The organism is Pseudoalteromonas sp. J010 (genome assembly GCF_003934235.1).
In the GTDB taxonomy this organism is placed as follows: Bacteria; Pseudomonadota; Gammaproteobacteria; order Enterobacterales; family Alteromonadaceae; genus Pseudoalteromonas; species Pseudoalteromonas peptidolytica.
The window spans coordinates 23,631-46,961 of sequence record NZ_RDBW01000008.1; the positions used below are offsets into that span (position 1 = coordinate 23,631).

Genomic DNA, 23,331 nt, shown 5'->3' on the forward strand with positions numbered 1-23,331 from the left:
AAGGTTAGATCACGAGGTATTAAGCGATGCTCAACAAACATCGAAGGTTACAAATAGAGTCAAACCCTTCATTCAAGCGCAATTAGTGAGTATCAAAGTTTTGGATGAAGTAATCACGTACATGCCTGTAATATCAACTGAAGTATTTACCTCCCCTTAAACAATAAAACAGGGCTTCAATGAAGCCCTGTTTTATTAATGCGTAGCAATGCGCCTAAAAAACTAGGCGCCTAAAAGACTAGCTGATACTAGTTTGTCGCAAAATTTATTTCTGTATCTTGCGTTACCGTAACGTCTTTTGTTTGATGCAAACTAAAATCTGTATCTATTGTTTCGGCATCATCTATATGACCCAAGCACGAGTACCCAACTTTGTACTCTCCAGAGCTAATAAATGCAATCTCAAACTCACTCTCGGTATCCACGTTTGCGGTTGCTATCGGCGCTGAATCTTCGTCATTGATGTCGCTTGGCACCGCAACATCCGCTTTATAAAGATAAACAACATGTTTGTACTCTCCTGCTACTGGAGCCAGATCCGCGTTGTCTGCTATACAGGCATTTTTCACAGACTCACTAACCATGCCTTCAAGCTCAAAACTGGTTAATAGATTTTCCAATCGCACAGCTGTTGGTTTTAGATAAACGGTGTCATCATTTCCGCGTTTCAACAAGGCCTTATTTAAGTCAAACTCCAATACGATTTGATTCTCACCTTCATTTAATGAGAAGTTATTAAGTTGAATTTCACCGACACCATCGTTACCTTTACGGGTCACAGCTAACGGTGCTTGGCTACCATCTAAAAAACGCACGCTAGAGGTTAAATCAAAGTTAGACCCCACGCTACCGTTTACAACATCGGCTCTGATCCACTCGTAATCACCAGCATCGATCTCTTGGTCGTTTACCACTAAATAGATATCATCTCCTGTGTATTCTAGCAGGTTGATTTTCATTGGATTACCCTGTGTGTCCAAGGTATCAAATATGACATCTTCTTTTCCAGATGCTCGAAATGTCAGCCGCTGAATAACCAAGTTTACCTCAGCAAGATTATTCACAGCAGCATCTGACACACCAACACTTACGGTGGTTTTTTGGGTTGGCTGCGTAGTGGTGGTGTCGTTTGAGTCGGAACCTGAACCGCCACCGCATGCAGCGAGTATCACTGCTGAGGTTATTGCGGTTAAGAATGGCTTATACATGATGTTTCTCCTCTTCTAAGTTTTAAAGAATAGGAGATGCACAATGAATAAATAATTAATAAAAATGCAATAATTCAAAATACCTTTAAATGTCACGCAGAAGTTTTGGCATTTTCTCATTAACTGTCATAACTTTAATGTATCAATACTGTTGGAGTATGGCTGTGAAGTTTAAACACAAAGTTGTATCCGTCTCTGCGTTTGTACTTTTATTCGCGTTACTCGTTTTATCTGTTATTCAGTACCTATCAGTACGTGCAGCAATAAAAACCCAAACGGCGCAAAGCATCAATGAGATAATTCAAGGGATTGGTAATACCGTCACAGCGCAAATGAAAGGGGCAACAGACTTAGCTGCGCTCACAACCAACCTAGTCGCTGCAACAGATACTTTAGAAGGCGCTTTTCCCATACTTTCTCAACCACAGCTTACCAATGCTTTTCTACTTATCGGGTATGGCGAAGAACAAACGGGTCGATACGTTGCCAGCGACCCCGGCTGGAACCCAGGTGCTAATTGGGATCCCAGAAAACGGCCTTGGTATACCGATGCAAAAAACGCACGTGAACTCATCATTACCTCCCCCTATGCCGATGCGGTCAGCAATGAAATCGTTGTGTCGATAGGCGCGCCCGTTTTTAAACAAGGACAATTTAGCGGTGCTATTTTCTATGATGTGAGTTTAGCTAAACTTGGCGAGATGATTAACTCATTTAACCTGCTCGGTGCAGGATATGCGTTTATGGTGAGCAAAGATGGCTCAACCATCTCACATCCCGATGTCAACCTGAATGGCAAGCCTTCAACAGAATTCCTCGGCCAAATCAAACCATCTGAGTCGTTACAATACGTTAAGGTCGATGGCGAAGATAAGTTGCTGTTATTTAAAGAAGTGACAGACCTAGACTGGTATTTAGGGGTCATGCTAGACGAAAATACTGTATTTGCCGCTCTCTCGCAACTAAGAAGAAATGCAGCCGTGTTTGCGTTTATTTCCGTTGTGCTGGCAACCCTGTTGTTGTCGCTCGTTATAAATTGGCTACTAAAACCTCTTGATGAAATCAACACTGCAATGGCTGCCATTGCAAAAGGCAATGCCGACTTAACGGTACGACTAAACACAAACCATGAACCCGAGTTTTCTGCCTTAGCAACGAACTTTAACGCCTTCACCAACACATTAAGAACACTTATTGTGAATATTCAACGCTCAGGGCATGAAGTGCTGAGCGATGCCCAGCACACATCTCACGTCGCGGCTCAGTCTCGTCAAGCCATAGAAACACAATTAGAAACGATAAAGGTATTAAATAATGCGACGACACATATGTCTGCAACAGAGCATCAAGTAACTAAGTGCGCCCAAGAGGCAGCACAAGCGATAAAAAACACCGGTCAGGTTGCTATTCAGGGTGAGGCTATCGTTGCAGAAACTACCAATACTATTGAAGCATTATCGAATCAAATCAGCTCAGCGATGAATGTTGTCACAGAGCTTGAAAGTTCATCTACTGCCATCGAACAAATCCTTTCTGTGATCAACAGTATCGCAGAGCAAACTAACCTGCTTGCCTTAAATGCAGCAATTGAAGCCGCAAGAGCTGGCGAGTCAGGTAGAGGTTTTGCAGTGGTTGCCGATGAGGTACGTTCGCTTGCTCAGCGCACTCAAGAGGCCACCACCGAGATCAGAGGCATGATAAACCAACTGCAATCAGGGTCTGAGAGCGCAGTTACCGTTATGAAGCAAAGCCAAGATTATGTAGAGAAAACCGTAGATAAAGCTGAGCAAACTCGCCACGCGCTAGAGGATATGAGAAGTGCTATTCGCCATATTGTTGAACTTAACTCTCGTATTGCCGATATGCTACACGAGCAAAATGACATTGTAAGCAACGTTAATAATAGTAGCGCATCAATAAAAGAAATTTCTGAGTCAGTATACAGTGAAGCGAGAAGTGTTGATTCAACCATGCAGTCACAAGTTGATAAAATTACTGGTCAAGAGCAATTACTTGAGCAATTCAAAGTTTGATTATCACTAAACTAAACCGTTACTATAGAGGTAATAGAGGCAGTAAGCGCCGTAGTGCCAAGAGATTAAAATGAAAGCAAATTTGCAGGAATTATTTGAACAGTACTTTCAAGTAGCGGAGCAGGTTCAAATAAACCTATACCCAGTAGACGATAATATGGTACCTGAAAATGAGTACCAATTAGAGGCTGCCATTCCCCCACTATTCAAGCTTGCCAATGAAATCAATGCACTGGACCTTAATGCCCTGAGGCCCCTACGCAACCTAGGCGATACCGCTAATGAACTCGCGGCCTACTTACAAGCACAATCACGTAAAATTGACCTAATCATTAGCCACATTCTTGCCACTGAAGAGCCTGACGACAGCAGCTTATACTGTGACAGCTATGGTGGTGGAGGCTTAACGGTTACATTAGAAGACGAGTATGAAGTAGGTCAGTCGCTGCGAACGAAAGTATTTTTACGCAATGAAGCTAGTGCTATTTTTTGCTACTCCCAAGTATTGGCCAAGCAACAATCAAAGTATACCTTAGTGTTCACCGCTATCAGAGAAGCTGATCAAGAGTTATTGGTTCGCGCCAGTTTACATGCACAAACCAGACAACTAAAACAAAAACAGCAAAAGGAGTAAAAATCACACAATCAAACTCAGCAACCTCAATTAAACGCGTCAAAATTTACTGACACCTCTGAGGTTAATGATAAACTATAGGCTTATTATTCTATGGTGATGATTTAATGAGTTTTACTTTACTCCCTGAATGGGCAGAACAAGATGCCGTGATGCTCACTTGGCCGCATTCGCAAACTGACTGGAGAGATATTCTCAGCGATGTAGAGCCTGTCTATGTCGTACTTTGCCAACATATTACTCAAGTTCAAAAAGTGGTTATTGTGGCGCATGATGAATCGCTAAGAAAACACATTGAACGTTTATTAGCAGACGCCAATGTTGACTTAGCCCAATGCCAGTTTGTCGTTACGCCCTGTAATGACACTTGGGCACGTGATCATGGCCCGCTAACAACACAAAATAGCACCATGGAACTGTGTGTAAAAGACTTCACGTTTACAGGTTGGGGTGATAAGTTTGCCGCTGAACTCGATAACAAAATCAATAAACAGCTTGCCACACAAGTGTTAAACCCCGACTGCACCTTTGAACCTGTGGATATTGTACTTGAAGGCGGCGGTATTGAAATAAACGAGCATAAAGTATTACTGACAACATCTGAGTGCTTGTTGAATCCGAATCGTAACCCACATTTGAGTAAAACAGAGTTAGAGCTGGTATTGCAAAAAGAACTCGGTGCAGAGTCTTTCTTGTGGCTTGATCATGGCTACCTAGCAGGAGATGATACAGATAGCCATATCGATACCCTAGTGCGCTTTGCACCACACAACACTTTAGTGTACGTAAAATGCGACGATAAAAGTGATGAGCACTACGATGCGCTGAATAAAATGGAACATCAGTTACGCTCGTTTCGTACGCCATGCGGCAATCCCTACAAGCTGATTGACCTGCCGTGGCCTAGTGCTAAGTATGATAGTGACGGGGAGCGATTACCTGCCACTTATGCAAATTACCTTATTTTAAATAAAACGGTTTTAGTGCCAATTTATGGTGATGAAAAAGACCAAGAAGCATTGGATAAAATCTCCCTTGCCCACCCTGAAAGAACAGTAATAGGCGTAAACTGTTTACCAATCATTCATCAATTCGGTAGCTTGCATTGTATTACTATGCAGTTACCCAAAGGTTTTTTAAGGTAAGTATCATGGCTGAAAAAAACATAAAAGTCGGTGTTGTGCAGCATAGTAACTCGGCTGATCTAAAAAGCAACTTTGCTAAGACTTGTGATGGAATCAAAGCCGCGGCGGCGCAAGGCGCAAAACTAATTGTATTGCAAGAACTACATCGCAGCTTATACTTTTGCCAAACAGAAGACACCGATCTATTTGATTTGGCAGAAACTATCCCAGGTCCAAGCACTGAAGCTTTGGGTGCATTAGCCAAAGAGTTGAATGTAGTTATTGTTGCCTCGTTGTTTGAAAAGCGTGCAACAGGGCTTTACCACAATACTGCGGTTGTACTTGATTCTGACGGTACTATCGCTGGTAAATACCGTAAGATGCACATTCCCGATGACCCAGGCTTTTATGAAAAGTTTTACTTTACGCCTGGCGACATGGGCTTTACACCGATCCAAACTTCAGTTGGTAAACTTGGCGTCTTAGTCTGCTGGGATCAGTGGTTTCCTGAAGGTGCACGCTTGATGGCGATGGCTGGAGCTGAGTTTCTTATCTACCCAACAGCAATAGGCTGGGATCCAAGAGACGACAAAGCTGAGCAAACACGCCAACGCGATGCCTGGATCATTGCTCAACGCGCTCACGCCGTGTCTAATGGTGTTCCGGTGATCAGTGTTAACCGTGTTGGTCACGAAGCGGATCCTTCAGGACAAAGCGAAGGGATCCAATTCTGGGGTAACTCGTTCGTGGCAGGTCCACAAGGTGAGATGCTATTACATGCCTCGGAACAAGACGAAGCCGTCTGTGTGGTAGACATAGATTTGGCTCGTAGTGAATCGGTTCGTCGGATCTGGCCGTATTTAAGAGACAGACGAATCGATCACTACCAAGATCTTTGTAAAATCTATCGCGATTAATAAATAGGAGTAGTCAATGGCGAACGTGCAGTGGAATAATTTACCATGGGTAAAATCTAATAAGGACAAAATCATTTGGGGTAACCTAGTCGGTAGTAGCCTGTCACTCTGTTTAAGTGAAAGCATTCAAAAACACGATAACCTCGTGGTGCTCATTACTCCTGATACTCCTTCTGCACTTCGTCTTGAGCATGAGCTGGCGTACCTGTTAAACGACACGCCAGTGATGATGTTTCCAGACTGGGAAACTCTGCCCTATGACCACTTTTCACCGCATCAAGATATCATCTCGCAGCGCCTAGCAACACTAAACACGTTAAAGCATGAGAAGCAGTCAGTGCTGATCATTCCTGTGTCAACACTTATGCTGCGCACAGCGCCACCGAGCTTTATTCATGGTATGAGCTTGCAGGTTAAAAAGGGAGATACCGTTGATGCCCAAAGTCTCCGTGAGACGCTTACGCAAGCAGGTTACCGACACGTTCAACAAGTTATGGAGCATGGCGAGTTTGCAGTACGCGGCTCGATTATAGATTTGTACCCTATGGGTAGCCCTCTTCCTTTTCGATTAGACTTTTTTGATGACGAGCTTGACTCAATCAGGCATTTTGACATTGAAAGTCAGCGTTCAAATGACGAAATCGAAGCGATAGATCTGTTGCCAGCTCACGAATTTCCAACCAATGCCGAAGATATTGAGCGATTTAGGATCAGCTATCGTGAAGCTTTTGGTGCAAGCAGTGAAAAAGACAGTATTTATATGCAGGTTAGCAAAGGCAACTGGCCTGCTGGTATAGAATACTACTTGCCGCTGTTTTTTGATTCACTCGCTACTATATTTGATTATTTACCTAACGACGCCGTTATTATGCCATTTGGGGATATTGAGTCTGCGGCTCACACATTTTGGCAAGATGTATCAAAACGTTATGAAAACCGAAAAGTAGATCCGCTTCGTCCACTGTTGGCACCTGCCAAGCTATACCAACCGATAGAAACACTCTTTGAAGGCATAAATCGATTTCCGAGAATAAAGCTAAGTCAAGCAAAACTCGGGACAAAGGCTGGCCATCATAACATCAATGCAGAGTTGATAGATGATGTCCGTATTGAGCACAAGCAGAGTAATCCATATCAAAAAGTGCTTGATTACATCACTCAACAAAAGAAACAAAAATCCAGAGTGCTATTTAGCGTGGAGTCTGAAGGACGACGAGAGTCGTTATTAACTCTACTCAAGCCCACAGGCCTAAAACTAACTCCCTTCAAGCGGATCGGGGATTTTATCGCCTGTGATGCTGATGTTGGCATTATCGTCACCCCACTGGCGACCAGTGTCAGAGTGCAAGAGACTCGCTCCCTTTCTATTATCACCGAGCAAGAGCTGCTTGGTGTAAAAATTTCACAAAAACGCCGCCGAAAGCATAAATATGAACAAGGTCAAGATGCACTGATCCGAAACCTAGCTGAATTAAAAGCAGGCCAGCCGATTGTACATCTAGACCATGGTGTCGGTCGCTACTTGGGGCTAGAAACAATAGATGCCGCCGGTGTTGCTACTGAATTTGTAACAATCACCTATGCCAATGAAGCAAAATTGTACGTGCCAGTGTCATCGCTGCACATGCTCAGTCGCTACTCTGGTGGTGAAGAGGCCTCAGCACCACTGCACAAACTTGGCAATGACACGTGGGAAAAGGCAAAGCGTAAAGCTGCTGAAAAAGTGAGAGACGTGGCTGCTGAACTTCTAGATATTTACGCAAAACGTCAAAGTAAACCCGGTTATGCTTTTAAGGTTGATGCAAACGCCTACCGAGACTTTTCCGACAGCTTTCCATTCGAAGAAACCGACGACCAACGCAACGCCATCACCGCGGTATTGGCTGATATGCAGTCAAGTCTTGCAATGGACAGGCTCGTGTGTGGTGATGTTGGCTTTGGTAAAACGGAAGTTGCGATGCGCGCTGCATTTGTTGCGGTTAATGACAGCAAGCAAGTCGCGGTTTTAGTCCCTACCACTTTGCTTGCTCAGCAGCATTTTGAGAACTTCAAAGATAGGTTTGCAGATTTACCTGTTGAAGTGGGCGTATTATCCCGATTTAACTCAGCTAAAGAGCAAAAAGAGACCCTGCAAAAGCTCGAAGAAGGCAAAATTGACATTGTTATTGGCACGCATAAGCTTATTCAAGAAAATATAAAATTCGCTGATTTAGGCTTATTGATTGTCGATGAAGAGCACCGTTTTGGGGTCAGGCAAAAAGAAAAAATCAAACAACTCAGAGCCGATGTTGATATTCTAACGCTCACAGCAACCCCTATTCCACGTACATTGAATATGGCCATGAGTGGCATGCGAGATTTATCAATTATTGCTACGCCACCGGCAAAGCGGTTAGCGGTGAAAACCTTTGTCCGCGAACGAAATGACGAGTTGATCCGCGAGGCAATATTACGCGAAATCAAGCGCGGTGGCCAAGTGTACTTTTTACACAACAATGTAGAGACTATCGATAAAATAAGTGCTGACATTTCAGCCCTAGTTCCCGAAGCGAATGTAACAACGGCACACGGGCAAATGCGTGAAAAAGAACTAGAACACCTGATGGGAGAGTTTTATCATCAAAAGTACAATGTCCTTGTCTGTACCACCATCATTGAAACTGGCATAGATATTCCATCAGCTAATACTATCATTATGGATAGAGCTGATAGGCTTGGTTTAGCGCAGCTTCACCAGCTACGTGGGCGAGTTGGCCGAAGCCATCATCAAGCCTATGCCTACCTACTAACAAAAAATGCTCAAGCGTTGACCAAAGATGCAGTTAAACGTTTGCAAGCGATAGAGCAGTTAGAAGATCTTGGCGCTGGCTTTGCCCTTGCTACCCATGATTTGGAGATCCGTGGTGCAGGTGAGCTATTGGGTGATGATCAAAGTGGTCAGATCCAAACCGTTGGATTTACACTTTACATGGAAATGTTAGAACAAGCCGTTGAAGCCCTCAAAAACGGTAAAGAGCCAACTCTTGATAACTTACTTCAACAACAAAGTGAGGTTGACCTTAAGTTCCCAGCCCTACTTCCTAATGACTATATTCATGATGTTAATATTCGTTTAAGCATGTATAAGCGGATCGCCAGTGCTAAATCTCTACAAGAATTAGATGAGCTGCAAATAGAGCTAATAGACCGATTTGGCTTACTGCCGGATGCAGCGAAAAATTTATTTGCTGTACAATCTGTTAAGCTAAAAGCAACTCAACTTGGCATCAACAAAGTTGAAGCAAACCCTAAAGGTGGTTTCTTCGAGTTTAGTAGTCATACAAAAGTTAACCCAACATTCATCATTGGCTTGATACAAAGTAGCCCGTCAACCTATAGGATGGAAGGTGCAAATAAACTGAAGTTTATGATTGAAGAAAAGAATGGCCAAGAAAGGTTAAAGCTAATAAAAGCCATGATAGATGACTTTGAGAAAAAGGCGGTAGCATGAAAATAATAAAAAGCATAAGCCTATTGGCGGCGTTAGCTAGCAGCCAGTATGCTCATGCTGTACGCTGGTTTGAGGTTGAACTAATCGCGTTTGAGCAAGCATCAGCCAACGCACTGAAAGAGGACTTTAGTATTGAACTTACGCCTCTGCCACGCAAAAATATTAAACCGCTATTGCTAGAGGGGTTTAATAACACCGGTCATCAATTGTGCTTACAAGGCAGCGAGCAATTTATAGAACCGAACTTGATAAAGGCCCTTACACAGGCCAATTACTCTACTATCTGTAACCCTGATGTAGACTATGTTGCAAAGTTTGACGAGTTACCTCTTACACCCCGTGTTGAACCACAAGAGCATATGAATGCTATCTATTTGCTCGACAAAACTCAGCTAAATTTTACAAACAAGATTAATGAGCTGAAACGCAAAGGGTTAAACCCCATATTACATACAGGGTGGCGCTTTCCAGAACAAAGCAAACGACGCGCACCAAATATTGAAATCATCGCGGGTAAGCAACATAAGCCACCGTTGAGCTATACTGTCACACAAAGCGGCGATAGCTTTTCCGCCCTTACTCGCCCTTTCGATGTTGAAGCGCATAATCCTCAAGCGCATTTTCAACTAGAAGGGCAAATCAAGATCCATGTAAGGCATTACCTTTACGTGACAACGAACTTAGATTTACGATACGAAGAAGGTCAAGATACTCGTACCGCAAGAATGTCTCAATATACTCGCGTGTATAGTGGAGATATACATTACTTAGACCACCCAAAACTTGGTGTGATCTTCCAGATAAGAAAATATAAACATTAGATGGGCAGCATAATGAAAAAAATAGTACTTGCATCGATATTACTCGGCCTTACAGGCTGTTCTAAAGTAACCCTTGAAAACTACAATAAGCTAGAAGTTGGCATGGACAAAACTGAACTAGAGCRAATTCTCGGTTCAGCAGATAACTGTGAAGAAAAAACACTTCACACTAACTGTATTTGGGGAAGTGACGATAAACATATCAAAGTTACACTGCTTTCAGATAAAGTAACGCTGTATTCAAAAAAAGGGATTGAGTAAAGGTAACCCCTTTTCAGTGAAAAAATAAGGCCACATCAAAGTGGCCTTATTTTGTTAATGCTTCAACTTAGAAATTGTAAGTGAAGTTAACAAATGCTCTTCTGCCCCACGGGTCATAAATTGCTGAATTCACACCAGCACCACCAATATATTCAGGTAGAAGTTTATCAAAAATATTACGTACACCAAGCTCAACGGAAAGGTCGTCTGTTGCTAAGTAACGAGCTGATAAATCATGGTATACCATACTCGGTGCATACGGGTATGCAGTATCTTCCGGTGTATCGCCTTCTTTTTTACCATCTACCGTATAGGTTTCTTTCAAGTTAATATTGGCAGATCTGTCAATAAAGCGGCTGCTCCAAGTCACTGATAAATCATCGAGACTATATGTTGCTCTGAAGGTTGCTTGCCATGATGGATCGCCTACCTCTCCATCTTGACGGTCTGGCTTATCGGGGTTATTTTGGAACGCGTAGGTATCATACTCGAACACATGGTTTACAAAGAAGTTAATCTTTGTAGTACCAGGTAACGAGAAATCAGCAAGGTCTAGATTGTAGTTAAAATCAGCCTCTACCCCTGATAACGTTCGCCTTGCGGTATTTTGGTAACCAGACTCAACAAACGTCACAGAGTTGTTATTAGGATCTCGTGTAATTTGCGAGCAGTAGATTGGGTCAAGCGCAGGACCGTCAACACAGTTGTTCACAACTGTTTGAGGTGCAATTGATTGAATCGCATCTTCAATTTCAATATCATAATAATCGATACTAAATGAGAAATCCTCAAAGGCTGTTGTAACAAAACCAAGCGTGAACGAGGTAGACTCTTCTGATTTCAAGTTTGGATTTCCGCCAATGATTACCCGCTTACTAGCATTATCCTGACCCACATGGTCCGCAGGTATACCCAGTGCCGCACAGTTTGCCGCACGATTTGGGTTATTTCCTAGTCTTGATTTATCGCATGGATCCCAAACTTGTCTAAACCCTGGTGTACGAGGTGAGAATGCTTCGGTTACGTTTGGTGCTCGTACCGCTTCACTATAGGTACCACGAAGACTATACCCTTCAATAGGTGACCACATAAAGCCAACTTTCCACGCATCTACTTCTCCCGCATGCGAGTAGTCAGCTCGTCTAAATGCACCATCAATACTTAAGTCATGCGCTAAGAAAGCATCTGATAAAATTGGTAAGTTTACTTCCATAAACCACTCAGACACATCATATTCACCATATGTATCTGGTGTTGGTGATTGGCTTAAAGCACCTGATTGAGTTAACTCATCAGTAACTGAGCCTGATGACTCCCAGCGTTTTTCATAGCCAAGTGCCATACCCATCGCACCACCAGGCAACTCAAACCACTCAGCACTATCAAATGACAATGAACCGCCAAAGTATCTTTGTTTTATGGTGTCCTGCCGAGTTACATCAGCACTCACCCAAGCTTTCGCTTCTTCCGATGCAACATCATAACCAAATGGATTATATGGTACACAGTTATTTGTATCGACAGTTGCAGGGTTTACATAGTCTTCGCCCTGCATAGATGGGACGTTTGCACGACAATCTGCTTGACCAGTCTCTGGATTAATTACGGCATCCAGCGCAGCTACCCAGTTATTTTCAATGAAGTCATTGACAATAACACGATCATTTTCTGTACGGCCGTAAGAATAATAGATGTCATAATCAAATAAAGTATCGCTGATAGTAAAGTCGCCTTTAATACCAGATAATAGCCTAAAGGTCTCACGCTTATTGTGTGCTGCACGGTTACCTATTTCATCAAAAAACTTGTTTATGTATATGCTCTCAAGGTTCACACTGTCATCTTGTGCAGCTTTAGCCGTGAAGAAGTCGAGGGTTTCTTGTGATACAAAAGGATTTTCTAATAAGTTAACAGTATCACCTTCATTAAAGCGATATGCAGGCTGCCCTTGTTGAGTGATATCAGAGCGTACGTATTTTACATCTGAATAAAACTTAACGTTATCATTGATTTCGTAGTTGAAGAACGAGCCTACTGTGACCTTATCACGCTCTGGAAGGAAGTTTTCATATCTCGTTGTTGAAAAACATAGCTCACAACCATCAGGAAAACTACCAAATGCCGCTGAGTTGGACAAACCTCTCGTTGGCATCAATTGGCCATTACCCGCATTATCAAAAGTGTAATTCGTTCTGTTGTAATCTAAAACCGAAGTCTGACTGATCCACTCTGATAGAACATTTGGTGCCCAGACCTTATCAGGAATACCATCATCTTCTCCAGTATCTGCTGGATTATCAGCAATGCTACTTTCAGTATAATGGCGCATATCACGCTCCATTACTTCAGCAACAGAATCCTTAGTAATATATACTGTAGCGTTACCTCTACCGTCTGCTGTAGATGCGCCGCCCACCAAGCTAAATGTCTTGTTTTTATTACCAATACCGTGCAGTGAATCACTATAGCCAACTTTTAGTTCAAGCCCTTCAAAGTCATCTCTGGTAATAATGTTTACTACCCCAGATACCGCATCAGAACCATAAATCGCTGAAGCACCACCTGTGATTACCTCAACACGTTTAATCATTGATGTTGGGATTGTAGATAAGTCAACAACGGCTGAACCTTGCTGACCTGCAACGTGACGCTTACCATTTACAAGTACTAGTGTTCTATCTGTACCTAAACGACGTAAGTCGATTGTACTTGAACCCGCATTTTCACTGCTACCAGTGTTAGCTCTTAACGTACCTGTCGCACCAATTGCTGGTAGCTCTGAAAGCACTTGTGCTAAATCAGGTATACCCGCTTGTTCTATTTGCTCACCGGTTAAGGTAATAGTAGGTGAAGGCTGAGAAAGCTCATATCGTGCGATACGAGAACCAGTGATCTGAATTCTTTCAAGCTCCTTGGCTTCGTTATCATTCTGCTCGGCTAATGCCGTTCCAGACAACGTTGCCGCAGCAAGAAAAGACATTTGAATGGAGCTAAGAATTTTATTTTTAGCAAACATCGAATTTCCCTTTGTTGATATTAATTATTATTTTAAATAATGTTTTTGCGATGTTTAGACTTGGTAACAACCAAACTAACCCTTTCTTTTTACCTGTTTTAAAAACAAAATAAAAGCACACTTTCTCACATTTTGTGTCATATACGCTCACTTCCGTAAACTTATCAAAACAAAACCACCAAAATGGGAGCTATTTCTAATCACATGAAATAGATGGATATTTTTAAAAACACCACAGAGCCTGTAGTAAAAATGTAAAAATTAACAAACTGTCAAATATGTAGAGCTAGCTATAGAAGTGCTTATTTATGAATGATAATTTTGGCTGATTAAGACATAGCCAGACCTTAAACCTATTCGGTAAAATCTAAACAAGTTGAAATATGGATTAAACTCTATTTGATGAGATATAGAAATTGTTTTATTTTTAGGAACAATCTGCTTCACACTGTTCTCGATAAAAAGTTTTCAATGGATCACTAAAAATTTTCTACTGCAAATTTTTCACTCGAACTAAACTGCTAGTGAACGATTGATTAACGGGCTGAGATATATAATCGCGCTCGGGGTGACTCTCTCTGATATAATTCATGAGTATTGAACCTGCACAGACTGCCAGCCAACTTGGGACTATCTTAGAGTCCAAGAAGGCAGTTATAACTGACAGAAGCATCTATACTGCGGGCGCTTATGGAGGTTAATATCCGCTTGTTTTTATGGCTTACCTTTTATGACGTGAGAATTGCTTACCGGTATATGATGACAATTTATACTTTCTAGAACTACAAATGATCAACTGACAGCCAATAAAAAAGGGTCATAATGACCCTTTGCAACAAGTAGAAACTAGCAAAAACAACGATCAGCGCATTGCCATCATCATTTTAGCTGGCTCCTCTAAGAAGGACTTCCATAAATTATTGAATCGCGCAATTGTGCCACCATCAATAATACGGTGGTCGCCAGACCAACTTACCTGCATGATAGAGCGTGCAACTACATTCCCTTGGGCATCAAAACGTGGTAGCTGCTGAACCTTACCAAGTGCAACAATAGCAACTTCGGGTTTATTAATAATCGGTGTTGCGACCGTACCACCAATTGCGCCTATGTTAGAGATAGAGATAGTACCGCCTTTAAGTGAATCAGGAGATACTCGCCCTTCCCTCGCCGCCTCAGTTAACTCAGTAACTGATTGGGCGACATCTACAATAGACTTGTTTTGGCAGGATTTAATATTCGGCACCAATAAACCCAGCTTACTGTCTACTGCCATACCAATATTGTGATCATCGAAGTAAGTCACTTCAGTGCAATCATCATTTACTTTTGCATTTAAGATAGGGAACTCATTGATTGCAAGTGATAACGCCTTGATAAAAAATGGCATCATCGTCAGCTTGATACCTTGTTTGGCATATTGCTCTTTTAAGGTGCCACGCAGTGCAATTAAATCTGTCAGATCAATCTCATCACAATATGTAAAATGTGGGATAGTCGATACCGAAGCCACCATCTGCTTTGCCATTGCGGCTTTCATACCGCGCAAAGGTTCAACCCTTGTTCCACCTTCCGAGGTAGAAAGCGGCTTTGGTGTTTCAACTGATGCTGCTTTACTTGACTCAGACTTGACCGTATCGCGATTAACACCGTGTTCAAGGAAATGCTCGATGTCCTCTTTGTATACACGACCATTTTTACCAGAACCGGGCACTTCACACAGGTCAATGCCTACTTCACGTGCCTTTCGACGCACAGCTGGTGAAGCAATTGCTTTACCATTTTTTGGAAGACTTCGCGTAGCATTACCAGTCGCCGTTGCAGATTGCTCTTTGCTTTCTGTAGGCTTATGAATGTCAGCCACCGGATCATCTGATTTTCCAGCATGTGATGATGCCAACTTCATCTGAAATAATGGGCTATGTACCTGTGCAATTTCACCTTTTTGATAATATAGCTTTTCAACTATGCCATCGTATTTTGCGGGGATTTGCACTAGTGCCTTGTCAGTCATCACGTCGCAAACGGCTTGGTCTTCTTTGATTTCATCGCCCTCGGCGACAAGCCATTCAACAATCTCGCACTCAACGATTCCCTCACCAATATCTGGTAGAATAAAATCCTCTAATACTGAGTTTGTTGAAGTGCCTGATGAAGACTGAGGTGCCGACTGCTCCGCTGGTGATGTTTGCTCGCCAGCAACGTCCATTGCAAACAAAGGTTCGTGCACTTTCGCAATTTCGCCTTTTTCGTAATGTAGCTTAGTGATCACACCATCATGTACCGCAGGGATCTGCACTAGTGCCTTGTCAGTCATGACATCACAAATCGGTTGATCTTCTTTTACCTCGTCACCAACAGCCACTAACCATTCAACGATTTCGCACTCTACAATGCCTTCACCAATATCGGGTAAGATAAATTCTTTAGCCATAACTTATCCTTAAAACTCCATAGAACGTTTAATAGCAGCAAACACTTTAAGTGCATCTGGCACATATTCTTTTTCCAGTGCTAAAGGATATGGCGTATCTAATCCACAAACCCGCTCAATTGGCGACTCTAAATGTAAAAAACACTCTTTTTGAATGGTAGCCGCGATTTCTGCACCAAAACCATTAGTAATCGGCGCTTCGTGGCTCACAACTAAACGGCCGGTTTTGATTACTGATTTTGCTACCGTCTCAACATCCCAAGGAAGAATGCTTCTTAAGTCGATTATTTCACAGCTAATACCTGCCTCTGCTGCTTTTTGCGCTGCTTGTTCGATGATCTCCATTTGCGCACCCCAAGCAAGAAGCGTAATATCCGAGCCTTCCTCGATGACTTCCGCCTTGCCAAGCTCAATGCTGTAATCTTCTTCTGGTACTTCACCAACAGACGCTCGATACAAGCGCTTCGGCTCAAAGAAAATAACCGGGTTATCGTCTTTAATTGCAGCACGTAGTAAGCCTTTAGCTTGGTAAGGGTTACGAGGCACGACAATCTTAAGACCAGGTGTATGGGCAAAATAAGCTTCTGGTGATTGTGAGTGATATAAGCCACCTGCAATTCCGCCACCGTATGGCGTGCGAACCGTTAGGTTACCTACATTGAACTCATTACCTGAGCGGTAACGGAATTTTGCAGACTCGTTTACTATCTGATCAAACGCAGGAAAGATATAATCAGCAAACTGGATCTCAGCAAGTGCAGGAGCACCAAATGCCGCTAGGCCATTGGCAAAGCCCAAAATACCTTGTTCGGTCAACGGCGTATTAAAAACACGGTGCTTACCATACTTTTCTTGTAGACCAGAAGTTGCACGGAATACACCGCCAAAGTAGCCAACATCTTCACCAAAAATACAAGCCTGTGGGTGCTCTGCCATGGTGATATCTAACGCCGAATTAATGGCGTGTAACATGTTCATTTTAGCCATTATTTTATTCTCCCTGCGGTAACTGGATATGCGTCAGGATAGGTTTTAATATGTGCCTTCAATTCTTCATATTGTTTTTGTAATGATGGAATTGGGGTGTCATAGACATCAGAAACCAAATCTTCTAGCGCAGGTTTTTGTACTTTTTCTGCTACCTTTAACGCTGCTAGGATATCTTCGCGGATCTTTTCTTTTTCGAGATCATCCTGCGCTTCATCCAGCCAGTCTTGCTTTAGGAGCCATTGCTTAAATCGATTTACCGGACAGCTGTTTTTAAACTCAGCTTCTTCATCTTTTGTACGATAACCAGAAGGGTCATCAGAAGTAGAATGAGCACCCAAACGATATGCGATAGATTCGATCATCACAGGCTCACCATTTTCTACAGCAATTTTACGCGCGGCTTGTGTCGCAGCATATACTGCAAGAGCGTCAGCACCATCTACACGAATCGTTTTAATTCCATATCCAACACCTCGAGCAGCGATACCGTCGCCTTTAAATTGTTCATCCGCTGGTGTGGAGATAGCATAACCGTTGTTGCGAGCATAAAAAATGACGGGTGAGCCATGCACAGCCGCCATATTTAGACCTGCGTGAAAATCGCCTTCAGACGCGGCTCCTTCGCCAAAGTAGCAAATAGTAACGTTTTCTATTTCAGACGTTAACTCCCCGGTCTCTTTATCAATATGCTTCAGCTTTTGGCCATAAGCATAACCAGTAGCCTGCGGGATTTGGGTGCCTAAAGGCGATGAGATTGTCAAATAATGCAATGCCTTGGATCCGTAGTGCACAGGCATTTGACGACCTTTACCTAAATCTTTCTCATTGGAGAATAGCTGATTCATGAACTCCTCTAATGAAAAACCACGATAATGGATTGCGGCTTGTTCACGGTATTGAGCCATGATCATGTCATCTTCTTTTAGCGCTGCGGCACTTGCCGTAACGGCTGCTTCTTCGCCAAGACACTGCATATAGAAGCTAATACGCCCTTGACGCTGAGCACCTTGCATGCGCTCGTCAAGTAAACGAATAAAACGCATTGTGGAATATATTCTTAATGCCGTTTCTTTATCAATTTCTGGTGCTGTTGCACCGTCTAAAACATCGCCTTGGTCACTTAAAATCTTTAATGTAGGGATATTGAGTGCATGACCATCTATAAATTCCAGCGCATGGCTGATATTTAAGGATATATTATTGGGGTTAGTCATAACCTACCTTCTCTTGTTGTCATAACAAACTTACTGAGCTAAACCCCTGCCCCCTCACATACAACCTGAGTACAGCTGATGTAAGACGAAAAGAGCCATAACTCACCTCGCATTTATGATTGTGTTAATTGGTCTTAATGACTTTTGTAGTTAGCGTGAGTAACTGGTCTAACAACTTATCAAAGACTGAATAATATTTGCGATTTAAGTAAGTAAATTAAATTAAAGCTATTCAACTTTACGTTAACGTAAACGGTTATTCAACTAATCCTAGATGAATAACCGCTAAAATACATCAATGTTTTTGGAAAGATTTCGATACGATGGAAGGCTTATTTTTACATTGTTGATTTATATAAAGTTTTCATCCACTTCTAATGGTACTACCGTTAATAATGCACGTTGACCTAGTGCAACATTGGCATTAGGGAAGATAATAGCCTCACCGTCGACCTCTGCGAAGTATTGTTGATCTCCGTCAGTAGCCAATAGTTCGCCTTTCGCAAATCCAGTAAAATTCACCGCAGAATCAGAGAATGGGAAAGAAAATTCAGGCTGTGTCCGATTGATAGTACGGTGTACCATAAATAACTCGAACTCATCTGCATTAAATTCTTTATATTCTACATTTTTTTGGCTAATTAATGCTTTTAGCGTTTCTTTGGTTTTTGCAAAGCTCGCCATATTATTTTCACCAAATGGTTTTACCTGCCCAAGTTCGATGGTAAATGCGTCGGCCCCAAACTGGTAAGAAGAAAAGTAACTAAATGTCGTTGCCGCCGAGCGCATCATTAACACGGTGTTGACACCGCATGACAATAAAAATTGCAGCTGTGATTTCTTCCACGGCTTACCATGTAAGAAGGGGTATACTGCAAACTTTTCGTTTTTCGAACCCCGAATAGCAGTATGAAGGTCGTAATGACATCGGTAGCGCTCGCTTCCACCTTTTTCAAAGAAGGCTCGAACGTACCCCTCTAGTTTCTGCGCTCTAACCTTTTCGGGGTTATCTGTTTCTTGATTATGTGCGCCGTTAAATAGGCGGTTTAAATTCTCATCGACAAAGCGCTGGCCAATGTTTATGGATTTCGGGTTACCGAAAATAAACAGCACACGCTGCGCTAACGTCAGCTTACCAGTGATAATATGTTGGATAAGCTCGTCACATATCTCTATCGGTGCTGTTTCGTTTCCATGCACAGCGCTCGACAATACGATGTCTTTTGTCGTTTCATCCACTGGAGAAAATTGGATCACACCGGTATCTAACACTTCAACTAAGGTACCATTGTTTAATGTGAAACTGACAGGTTCAAGAGTAAATTCGTTATTTCTTGTGAGTGTAAGAAAGTCACCGTTTTGTTTTAATTCTGCTAAGTACGTCATAATTCCAAATTGATCTTGTTGAGTAACCCATATTGGGATACAAAAAAGCCATACAAAATGTATGGCTTTAGAAGTTTTATTACTAACTAATTACCGAATCCACAAGCGCTTTTGCCGCTTGCTCCAACTCAGCTAGGTGTGCATCACCTTTAAATGATTCAAGATAAATCTTGTAAATATCTTCTGTGCCCGACGGTCGCGCTGCAAACCAGCCGTTTTCGGTGACGACTTTTAGACCACCAATCGCGGCGCCGTTACCAGGTGCATTGGTTAATACCTGAGTAATTTTATCACCTGCTAACGTATCTGCTTTGATGTTATCTGCGCTCAATCCCTTTAACTTTGCTTTTTGCTCACTGCTCGCTGGTGCATCAATGCGTTTATACACCGGCGCGCCAAATGCTTGCTCAAATGCCAAGTAATGCTCAGATGGTGATTTTCCGGTTACGGCTAAAATTTCCGCCGCGAGTAACCCCATGATAAAGCCATCTTTGTCTGTACACCAAGTAGTACCATCTTTTCTCAGAAAAGCAGCGCCTGCACTCTCTTCACCACCAAACGCTAGTTCCCCTGTTGCAAGTCCACTTACAAACCACTTGAACCCAACAGGCACTTCGTAAACCTCACGATCATTCGCACCACACACTTTGTCAATCATGGCGCTAGATACCAAAGTTTTGCCAATTTTTATCGAGCTGTTCCAAGTTCTGTGCTTGATCAGATAATCAATTGCCACCGCTAAAAAGTGGTTTGGGTTCATCAGACCATCTGGCGTGACAATACCATGCCTGTCGAAGTCTGGATCGTTACCAATACCAATATCATAGTCATCTTTTAACGCTATCAAATTGGCCATCGCATAGGGTGATGAGCAGTCCATACGCACTTTGCCGTCTTTATCAAGAGGCATAAATGCGAAACTGGGGTCAACCACATTATTTACTACGCTAAGATTCAACCCGTAGTGTTYAGCAATCACTGGCCAAAAGTTAATGCCTGAGCCGCCAAGTGGGTCTACACCTATATTGACTCCTGCCTTGGCTATCGCCTCCATATCAATAATATTGCCTAAGTCCGCAACATAGGGGGTGATCAGATCTTCATATTTTATAAACCCTGAACGCTTGGCCTTTGCAAACGGAAATAACTCAACTTCAACCAGGTCTTCTTGTAATAATTGATTTGCTCTATCTTCAATCCACTTTGTGACATCGGTGTCCGCTGGACCACCATTCGGTGGATTGTACTTAAAGCCTCCATCTTCTGGCGGATTATGTGATGGCGTCACGACAATACCATCAGAAAGCTCATGAGGGTGTGTTAAGTTGTGCGATACAATTGCATGGCTGATAACAGGAGTCGGCGTATAATCATCATTTTCTTGCGTGATCACCTGCACTTCATTTGCCACTAACACTTCGATAGCCGAATTAAAAGCAGCTTCCGATAAAGCATGCGTGTCTTTACCTAAAAACAGTGGGCCAAAGATATTGTTATTTTTACGGTAGTCACAAATAGCTTGAGTCACGGCTAGAATGTGTGACTCATTAAATTTGAAATGAAGTGAACAACCTCGGTGGCCACTGGTGCCAAAAGCAACACAATGCTCGGGATGTGCTTCTAAATCCGGTTCATTCAAATAGTATGAAGAAACCAGCTTAGGAATATTAACTAATTGCTCTTGCGTTACCTTCTTACCAGCTTGCGGATGGATCGCCATAAGATTTCCTTACTTATAGGTAGTCTCTGATTTTTTCGGCAGCTTCATCTGTGTAACCTAACACCTTAGCTACTTCATGAAGCATCATTTTCTTTCTCGTTGTATTCGAGTTTGTCATTACCCAGTATTCACTATCAACAATATTTTTTGGATTCATACTGCTGCCACTTTCAAGCAAAGCTTCTTTACTGGTTGCAAAATAAATCCGATCTCGACCTTTAATTTCGAGCACGTTGTTAAACTCAGATTTGTGGGTGCGATGTAGCGCTGAAAGTATAAATAAAAAGCGTCCTACAACTCCCTTTTGCATCGCTAATTCTTCTTTGTTTAAAATATTAAAGACATTTGCAGCTGGCTTTGCAGGCTGGCTTTGCACTTTTGGTTGAGCCTCTTTTTCTGCTGTTTGAGCCGTTTGAGCCGTTTGAGCCTGCTCTTCTTCCTGCTGTAAGTCGGGTTTGGATTCTGTCCCAGAATTAAGTTTTAATAAACGACGTAAGATTTGCGAAGCACTTTCTCCAATACTTTGAGTATTACTTGCAATGTATTGATATAGCTCGTCATCTATTTCTATCTTTTTCATGCGTTTCCTGTCATCTATGCTAATTAGGAGCAACTCATTTCAATTGTCACGTAGTATATCCAAATTTAGCTTATTACTCTATGGCTTTGCATTTTTCCTCTTCAATGTCACAATTACCCGCAAATTTGGAGGAAGCATGCTGGTAAACTACCAACAAACTGGTGACGCAACAAACCCTGCCGTTATCATTATACATGGGCTGTTTGGGTCCCTTGAAAATTTAAACGTCGTCGCAAGAGCACTCGCATCGAATTTTAATGTGATCAATGTCGATTTGCGAAATCATGGCCGGTCATTTCACGATGTTGATATGTCCTATCCTGTGATGGCCAATGACATCAAAATACTGCTTGACGAGTTAAAGCTAGACAAAGTACATCTCGTTGGTCACTCTATGGGGGGAAAAGTCGCCATGCAGTTTGCACAGTTATTTGCTGAGCAAGTTGATAAATTGGTTGTTTTAGACATCGCCCCTGTAGCTTATCACTCTCGACATGATGCAATTATTGCCGCATTAAATGAAGTACAACAACGCCAAGTATCTAGCCGCAGCGAAGCAGATGGCATTATGTCTACCTATATAGGTACCCCTGGCGTACGTCAGTTCTTGCTCAAAAGCTTAGCTAAAAATGAAGCTGGACAGCTTGCCTGGCGCTTTAATTTAGATGTAATTACCGAAAAGTACGACACAATAACAGACAACATTAATGAATCTCATTCTTGTTTGTGCGATACTTTGTTTATCAAAGGGAATAATTCAGATTATATCCTTCCAGAACATAAAGATAACATCGCGCGTCTATTTCCAAACGCCCGAGCAAAAATAATACAAGGTGCAGGCCACTGGCTACATGCAGAAAAACCAGATGCGGTAAATCGTTCAATTATTGATTTTATTCAATAAAACAAGTCGATTTGCCGTTATAAACTTAATTTATGCATGTAGATTGTGATATAGTAGCCGCCGTTTAAATATTGAGTAGAGCTCAGATGGTCAGTCAATTTATAAATGAATTTGAAACGCTAGGGCTATGGTTTGCGCTAGCAGGTATCTTCTTTTTCATCGGTATGGCGATTCAAGACGTACTGAAAAAAGGCGATGTACCAAAGTTCGGACGTTATATTGTATGGCTCGTATTGTTTCTAGGCTGTTCAGGTTTTATCGCTAAAGGTCTGATCCAAGTATTTTGGCAAGGCGCAGGTGTGGGATAATGGCCAAAGCGGAGACAGATAGAACGACCATTGACTTATTTGAAAATGAAAAACGTCCCGGGCGTCCGAAGACAAACCCGCTTCCTCGAGAAGTGCAGTTAAAGGTTAACAAGCGCAATCAAATAAAAAGAGATCGTGCTCGTGGTCTAAAAAGAGTAGAATTTAAGGTTTCATCAGAGTTATATCAAGCGCTAAGTGATATGGCTGAGTCGCAAAACATTAGTCGAAGTGCACTCATAGAGACCATCTTACAAGAAAAGTTAGCGGTTAATAGATAGAAGGTAAGCAATT

At 42.3% G+C, this 23,331-nt stretch carries 18 protein-coding genes; 10 read left to right on the plus strand and 8 right to left on the minus strand.

Annotation, left to right across the window (positions count from 1 at the left end; genetic code table 11):
• Positions 1-248: 248 nt before the first annotated feature.
• Positions 249-1,208: a DUF4382 domain-containing protein gene (locus tag EAG18_RS05490; RefSeq protein WP_125251398.1), complete on the minus strand. Its 960-nt coding sequence runs from the start codon at positions 1,206-1,208 to the stop codon at positions 249-251.
• A 158-nt stretch (positions 1,209-1,366) separates the two neighbouring features.
• On the opposite strand from EAG18_RS05490, the gene EAG18_RS05495 reads away from it, so the two are divergent.
• The 7 genes from EAG18_RS05495 (at position 1,367) to EAG18_RS05525 (ending at position 10,488) form a co-directional block, all read left to right on the plus strand.
• Positions 1,367-3,241 carry a methyl-accepting chemotaxis protein gene (locus tag EAG18_RS05495; RefSeq protein ID WP_275557237.1) on the plus strand — a complete coding sequence of 625 codons (1,875 nt, stop codon included), beginning with the start codon at positions 1,367-1,369 and terminating at the stop codon, positions 3,239-3,241.
• Between the two features lie 70 nt (positions 3,242-3,311).
• Positions 3,312-3,875, plus strand: coding sequence for a PilZ domain-containing protein (locus EAG18_RS05500; protein ID WP_125251399.1), 564 nt, complete (start codon positions 3,312-3,314; stop codon positions 3,873-3,875).
• A gap of 107 nt (positions 3,876-3,982) precedes the next feature.
• Positions 3,983-5,020 (plus strand): agmatine deiminase family protein, encoded by a 1,038-nt coding sequence (locus EAG18_RS05505; protein WP_125251400.1) that lies wholly within the window; start codon positions 3,983-3,985, stop codon positions 5,018-5,020.
• 2 nt (positions 5,021-5,022) lie between these two features.
• On the plus strand, positions 5,023-5,916 hold the full coding sequence (locus tag EAG18_RS05510; RefSeq protein ID WP_185745560.1) for a carbon-nitrogen hydrolase: 894 nt from the start codon (positions 5,023-5,025) through the stop codon (positions 5,914-5,916).
• A 16-nt stretch (positions 5,917-5,932) separates the two neighbouring features.
• Positions 5,933-9,406 (plus strand): transcription-repair coupling factor, encoded by a 3,474-nt coding sequence (gene mfd, locus EAG18_RS05515; RefSeq protein WP_125251402.1) that lies wholly within the window; start codon positions 5,933-5,935, stop codon positions 9,404-9,406.
• Complete coding sequence (locus EAG18_RS05520; RefSeq protein ID WP_125251403.1) at positions 9,403-10,227, plus strand: CsiV family protein; 825 nt, start codon at positions 9,403-9,405, stop codon at positions 10,225-10,227. Before mfd ends, EAG18_RS05520 begins: the two co-directional genes overlap by 4 nt.
• Before the next feature lie 12 nt (positions 10,228-10,239).
• Positions 10,240-10,488 carry a DUF3862 domain-containing protein gene (locus EAG18_RS05525; RefSeq protein ID WP_125251404.1) on the plus strand — a complete coding sequence of 83 codons (249 nt, stop codon included), beginning with the start codon at positions 10,240-10,242 and terminating at the stop codon, positions 10,486-10,488.
• Between the two features lie 67 nt (positions 10,489-10,555).
• Here the strand turns inward: EAG18_RS05525 and EAG18_RS05530 are convergent, their stop codons facing one another.
• The 7 genes from EAG18_RS05530 to seqA form a co-directional block, all read right to left on the minus strand.
• Positions 10,556-13,504 (minus strand): TonB-dependent receptor, encoded by a 2,949-nt coding sequence (locus EAG18_RS05530; protein ID WP_125251405.1) that lies wholly within the window; start codon positions 13,502-13,504, stop codon positions 10,556-10,558.
• Between the two features lie 862 nt (positions 13,505-14,366).
• Entirely contained in the window at positions 14,367-15,938 is a 1,572-nt protein-coding gene (locus tag EAG18_RS05535) for a dihydrolipoyllysine-residue acetyltransferase (RefSeq protein WP_125251406.1), read from the minus strand.
• 9 nt (positions 15,939-15,947) lie between these two features.
• A complete protein-coding gene (locus tag EAG18_RS05540; protein WP_125251407.1) occupies positions 15,948-16,925 on the minus strand; it encodes a transketolase C-terminal domain-containing protein in 978 nt (325 codons plus the stop codon).
• Complete coding sequence (locus EAG18_RS05545; RefSeq protein ID WP_125251408.1) at positions 16,925-18,142, minus strand: thiamine pyrophosphate-dependent dehydrogenase E1 component subunit alpha; 1,218 nt, start codon at positions 18,140-18,142, stop codon at positions 16,925-16,927. Before EAG18_RS05545 ends, EAG18_RS05540 begins: the two co-directional genes overlap by 1 nt.
• 351 nt (positions 18,143-18,493) lie before the next feature.
• Positions 18,494-19,528 carry a succinylglutamate desuccinylase gene (gene astE, locus EAG18_RS05550; RefSeq protein WP_125251409.1) on the minus strand — a complete coding sequence of 345 codons (1,035 nt, stop codon included), beginning with the start codon at positions 19,526-19,528 and terminating at the stop codon, positions 18,494-18,496.
• A gap of 82 nt (positions 19,529-19,610) precedes the next feature.
• A complete protein-coding gene (pgm, locus tag EAG18_RS05555) occupies positions 19,611-21,248 on the minus strand; it encodes a phosphoglucomutase (alpha-D-glucose-1,6-bisphosphate-dependent) (protein ID WP_125251410.1) in 1,638 nt (545 codons plus the stop codon).
• A gap of 13 nt (positions 21,249-21,261) precedes the next feature.
• Positions 21,262-21,828 (minus strand): replication initiation negative regulator SeqA, encoded by a 567-nt coding sequence (seqA, locus tag EAG18_RS05560; protein ID WP_125251411.1) that lies wholly within the window; start codon positions 21,826-21,828, stop codon positions 21,262-21,264.
• A 136-nt stretch (positions 21,829-21,964) separates the two neighbouring features.
• On the opposite strand from seqA, the gene EAG18_RS05565 reads away from it, so the two are divergent.
• The 3 genes from EAG18_RS05565 to ybfE all read left to right on the plus strand — a co-directional run bounded on the left by EAG18_RS05565 (position 21,965) and on the right by ybfE (position 23,318).
• Positions 21,965-22,732 (plus strand): alpha/beta fold hydrolase, encoded by a 768-nt coding sequence (locus EAG18_RS05565; protein WP_125251412.1) that lies wholly within the window; start codon positions 21,965-21,967, stop codon positions 22,730-22,732.
• Between the two features lie 86 nt (positions 22,733-22,818).
• Complete coding sequence (locus EAG18_RS05570) at positions 22,819-23,040, plus strand: DUF2788 domain-containing protein (protein ID WP_010372701.1); 222 nt, start codon at positions 22,819-22,821, stop codon at positions 23,038-23,040.
• On the plus strand, positions 23,040-23,318 hold the full coding sequence (ybfE, locus tag EAG18_RS05575; RefSeq protein ID WP_010372698.1) for a LexA regulated protein: 279 nt from the start codon (positions 23,040-23,042) through the stop codon (positions 23,316-23,318). The genes EAG18_RS05570 and ybfE overlap by 1 nt, the downstream gene beginning before the upstream one ends.
• Positions 23,319-23,331: the final 13 nt, after the last annotated feature.

What these genes read in the sequence shown, in the direction of transcription:
- EAG18_RS05490 (WP_125251398.1), bottom strand. Translation starts at nt 1,208, where the DNA reads ATGTATAAGCCATTCTTAACCGCAATAACCTCAGCAGTGATACTCGCT.
- EAG18_RS05495 (WP_275557237.1), top strand. Translation starts at nt 1,367, where the DNA reads ATGGCTGTGAAGTTTAAACACAAAGTTGTATCCGTCTCTGCGTTTGTA.
- EAG18_RS05500 (WP_125251399.1), top strand. Translation starts at nt 3,312, where the DNA reads ATGAAAGCAAATTTGCAGGAATTATTTGAACAGTACTTTCAAGTAGCG.
- EAG18_RS05505 (WP_125251400.1), top strand. Translation starts at nt 3,983, where the DNA reads ATGAGTTTTACTTTACTCCCTGAATGGGCAGAACAAGATGCCGTGATG.
- mfd (WP_125251402.1), top strand. Translation starts at nt 5,933, where the DNA reads ATGGCGAACGTGCAGTGGAATAATTTACCATGGGTAAAATCTAATAAG.
- EAG18_RS05520 (WP_125251403.1), top strand. Translation starts at nt 9,403, where the DNA reads ATGAAAATAATAAAAAGCATAAGCCTATTGGCGGCGTTAGCTAGCAGC.
- EAG18_RS05530 (WP_125251405.1), bottom strand. Translation starts at nt 13,504, where the DNA reads ATGTTTGCTAAAAATAAAATTCTTAGCTCCATTCAAATGTCTTTTCTT.
- EAG18_RS05535 (WP_125251406.1), bottom strand. Translation starts at nt 15,938, where the DNA reads ATGGCTAAAGAATTTATCTTACCCGATATTGGTGAAGGCATTGTAGAG.
- EAG18_RS05540 (WP_125251407.1), bottom strand. Translation starts at nt 16,925, where the DNA reads ATGGCTAAAATGAACATGTTACACGCCATTAATTCGGCGTTAGATATC.
- EAG18_RS05545 (WP_125251408.1), bottom strand. Translation starts at nt 18,142, where the DNA reads ATGACTAACCCCAATAATATATCCTTAAATATCAGCCATGCGCTGGAA.
- astE (WP_125251409.1), bottom strand. Translation starts at nt 19,528, where the DNA reads ATGACGTACTTAGCAGAATTAAAACAAAACGGTGACTTTCTTACACTC.
- seqA (WP_125251411.1), bottom strand. Translation starts at nt 21,828, where the DNA reads ATGAAAAAGATAGAAATAGATGACGAGCTATATCAATACATTGCAAGT.
- EAG18_RS05565 (WP_125251412.1), top strand. Translation starts at nt 21,965, where the DNA reads ATGCTGGTAAACTACCAACAAACTGGTGACGCAACAAACCCTGCCGTT.
- EAG18_RS05570 (WP_010372701.1), top strand. Translation starts at nt 22,819, where the DNA reads ATGGTCAGTCAATTTATAAATGAATTTGAAACGCTAGGGCTATGGTTT.
- ybfE (WP_010372698.1), top strand. Translation starts at nt 23,040, where the DNA reads ATGGCCAAAGCGGAGACAGATAGAACGACCATTGACTTATTTGAAAAT.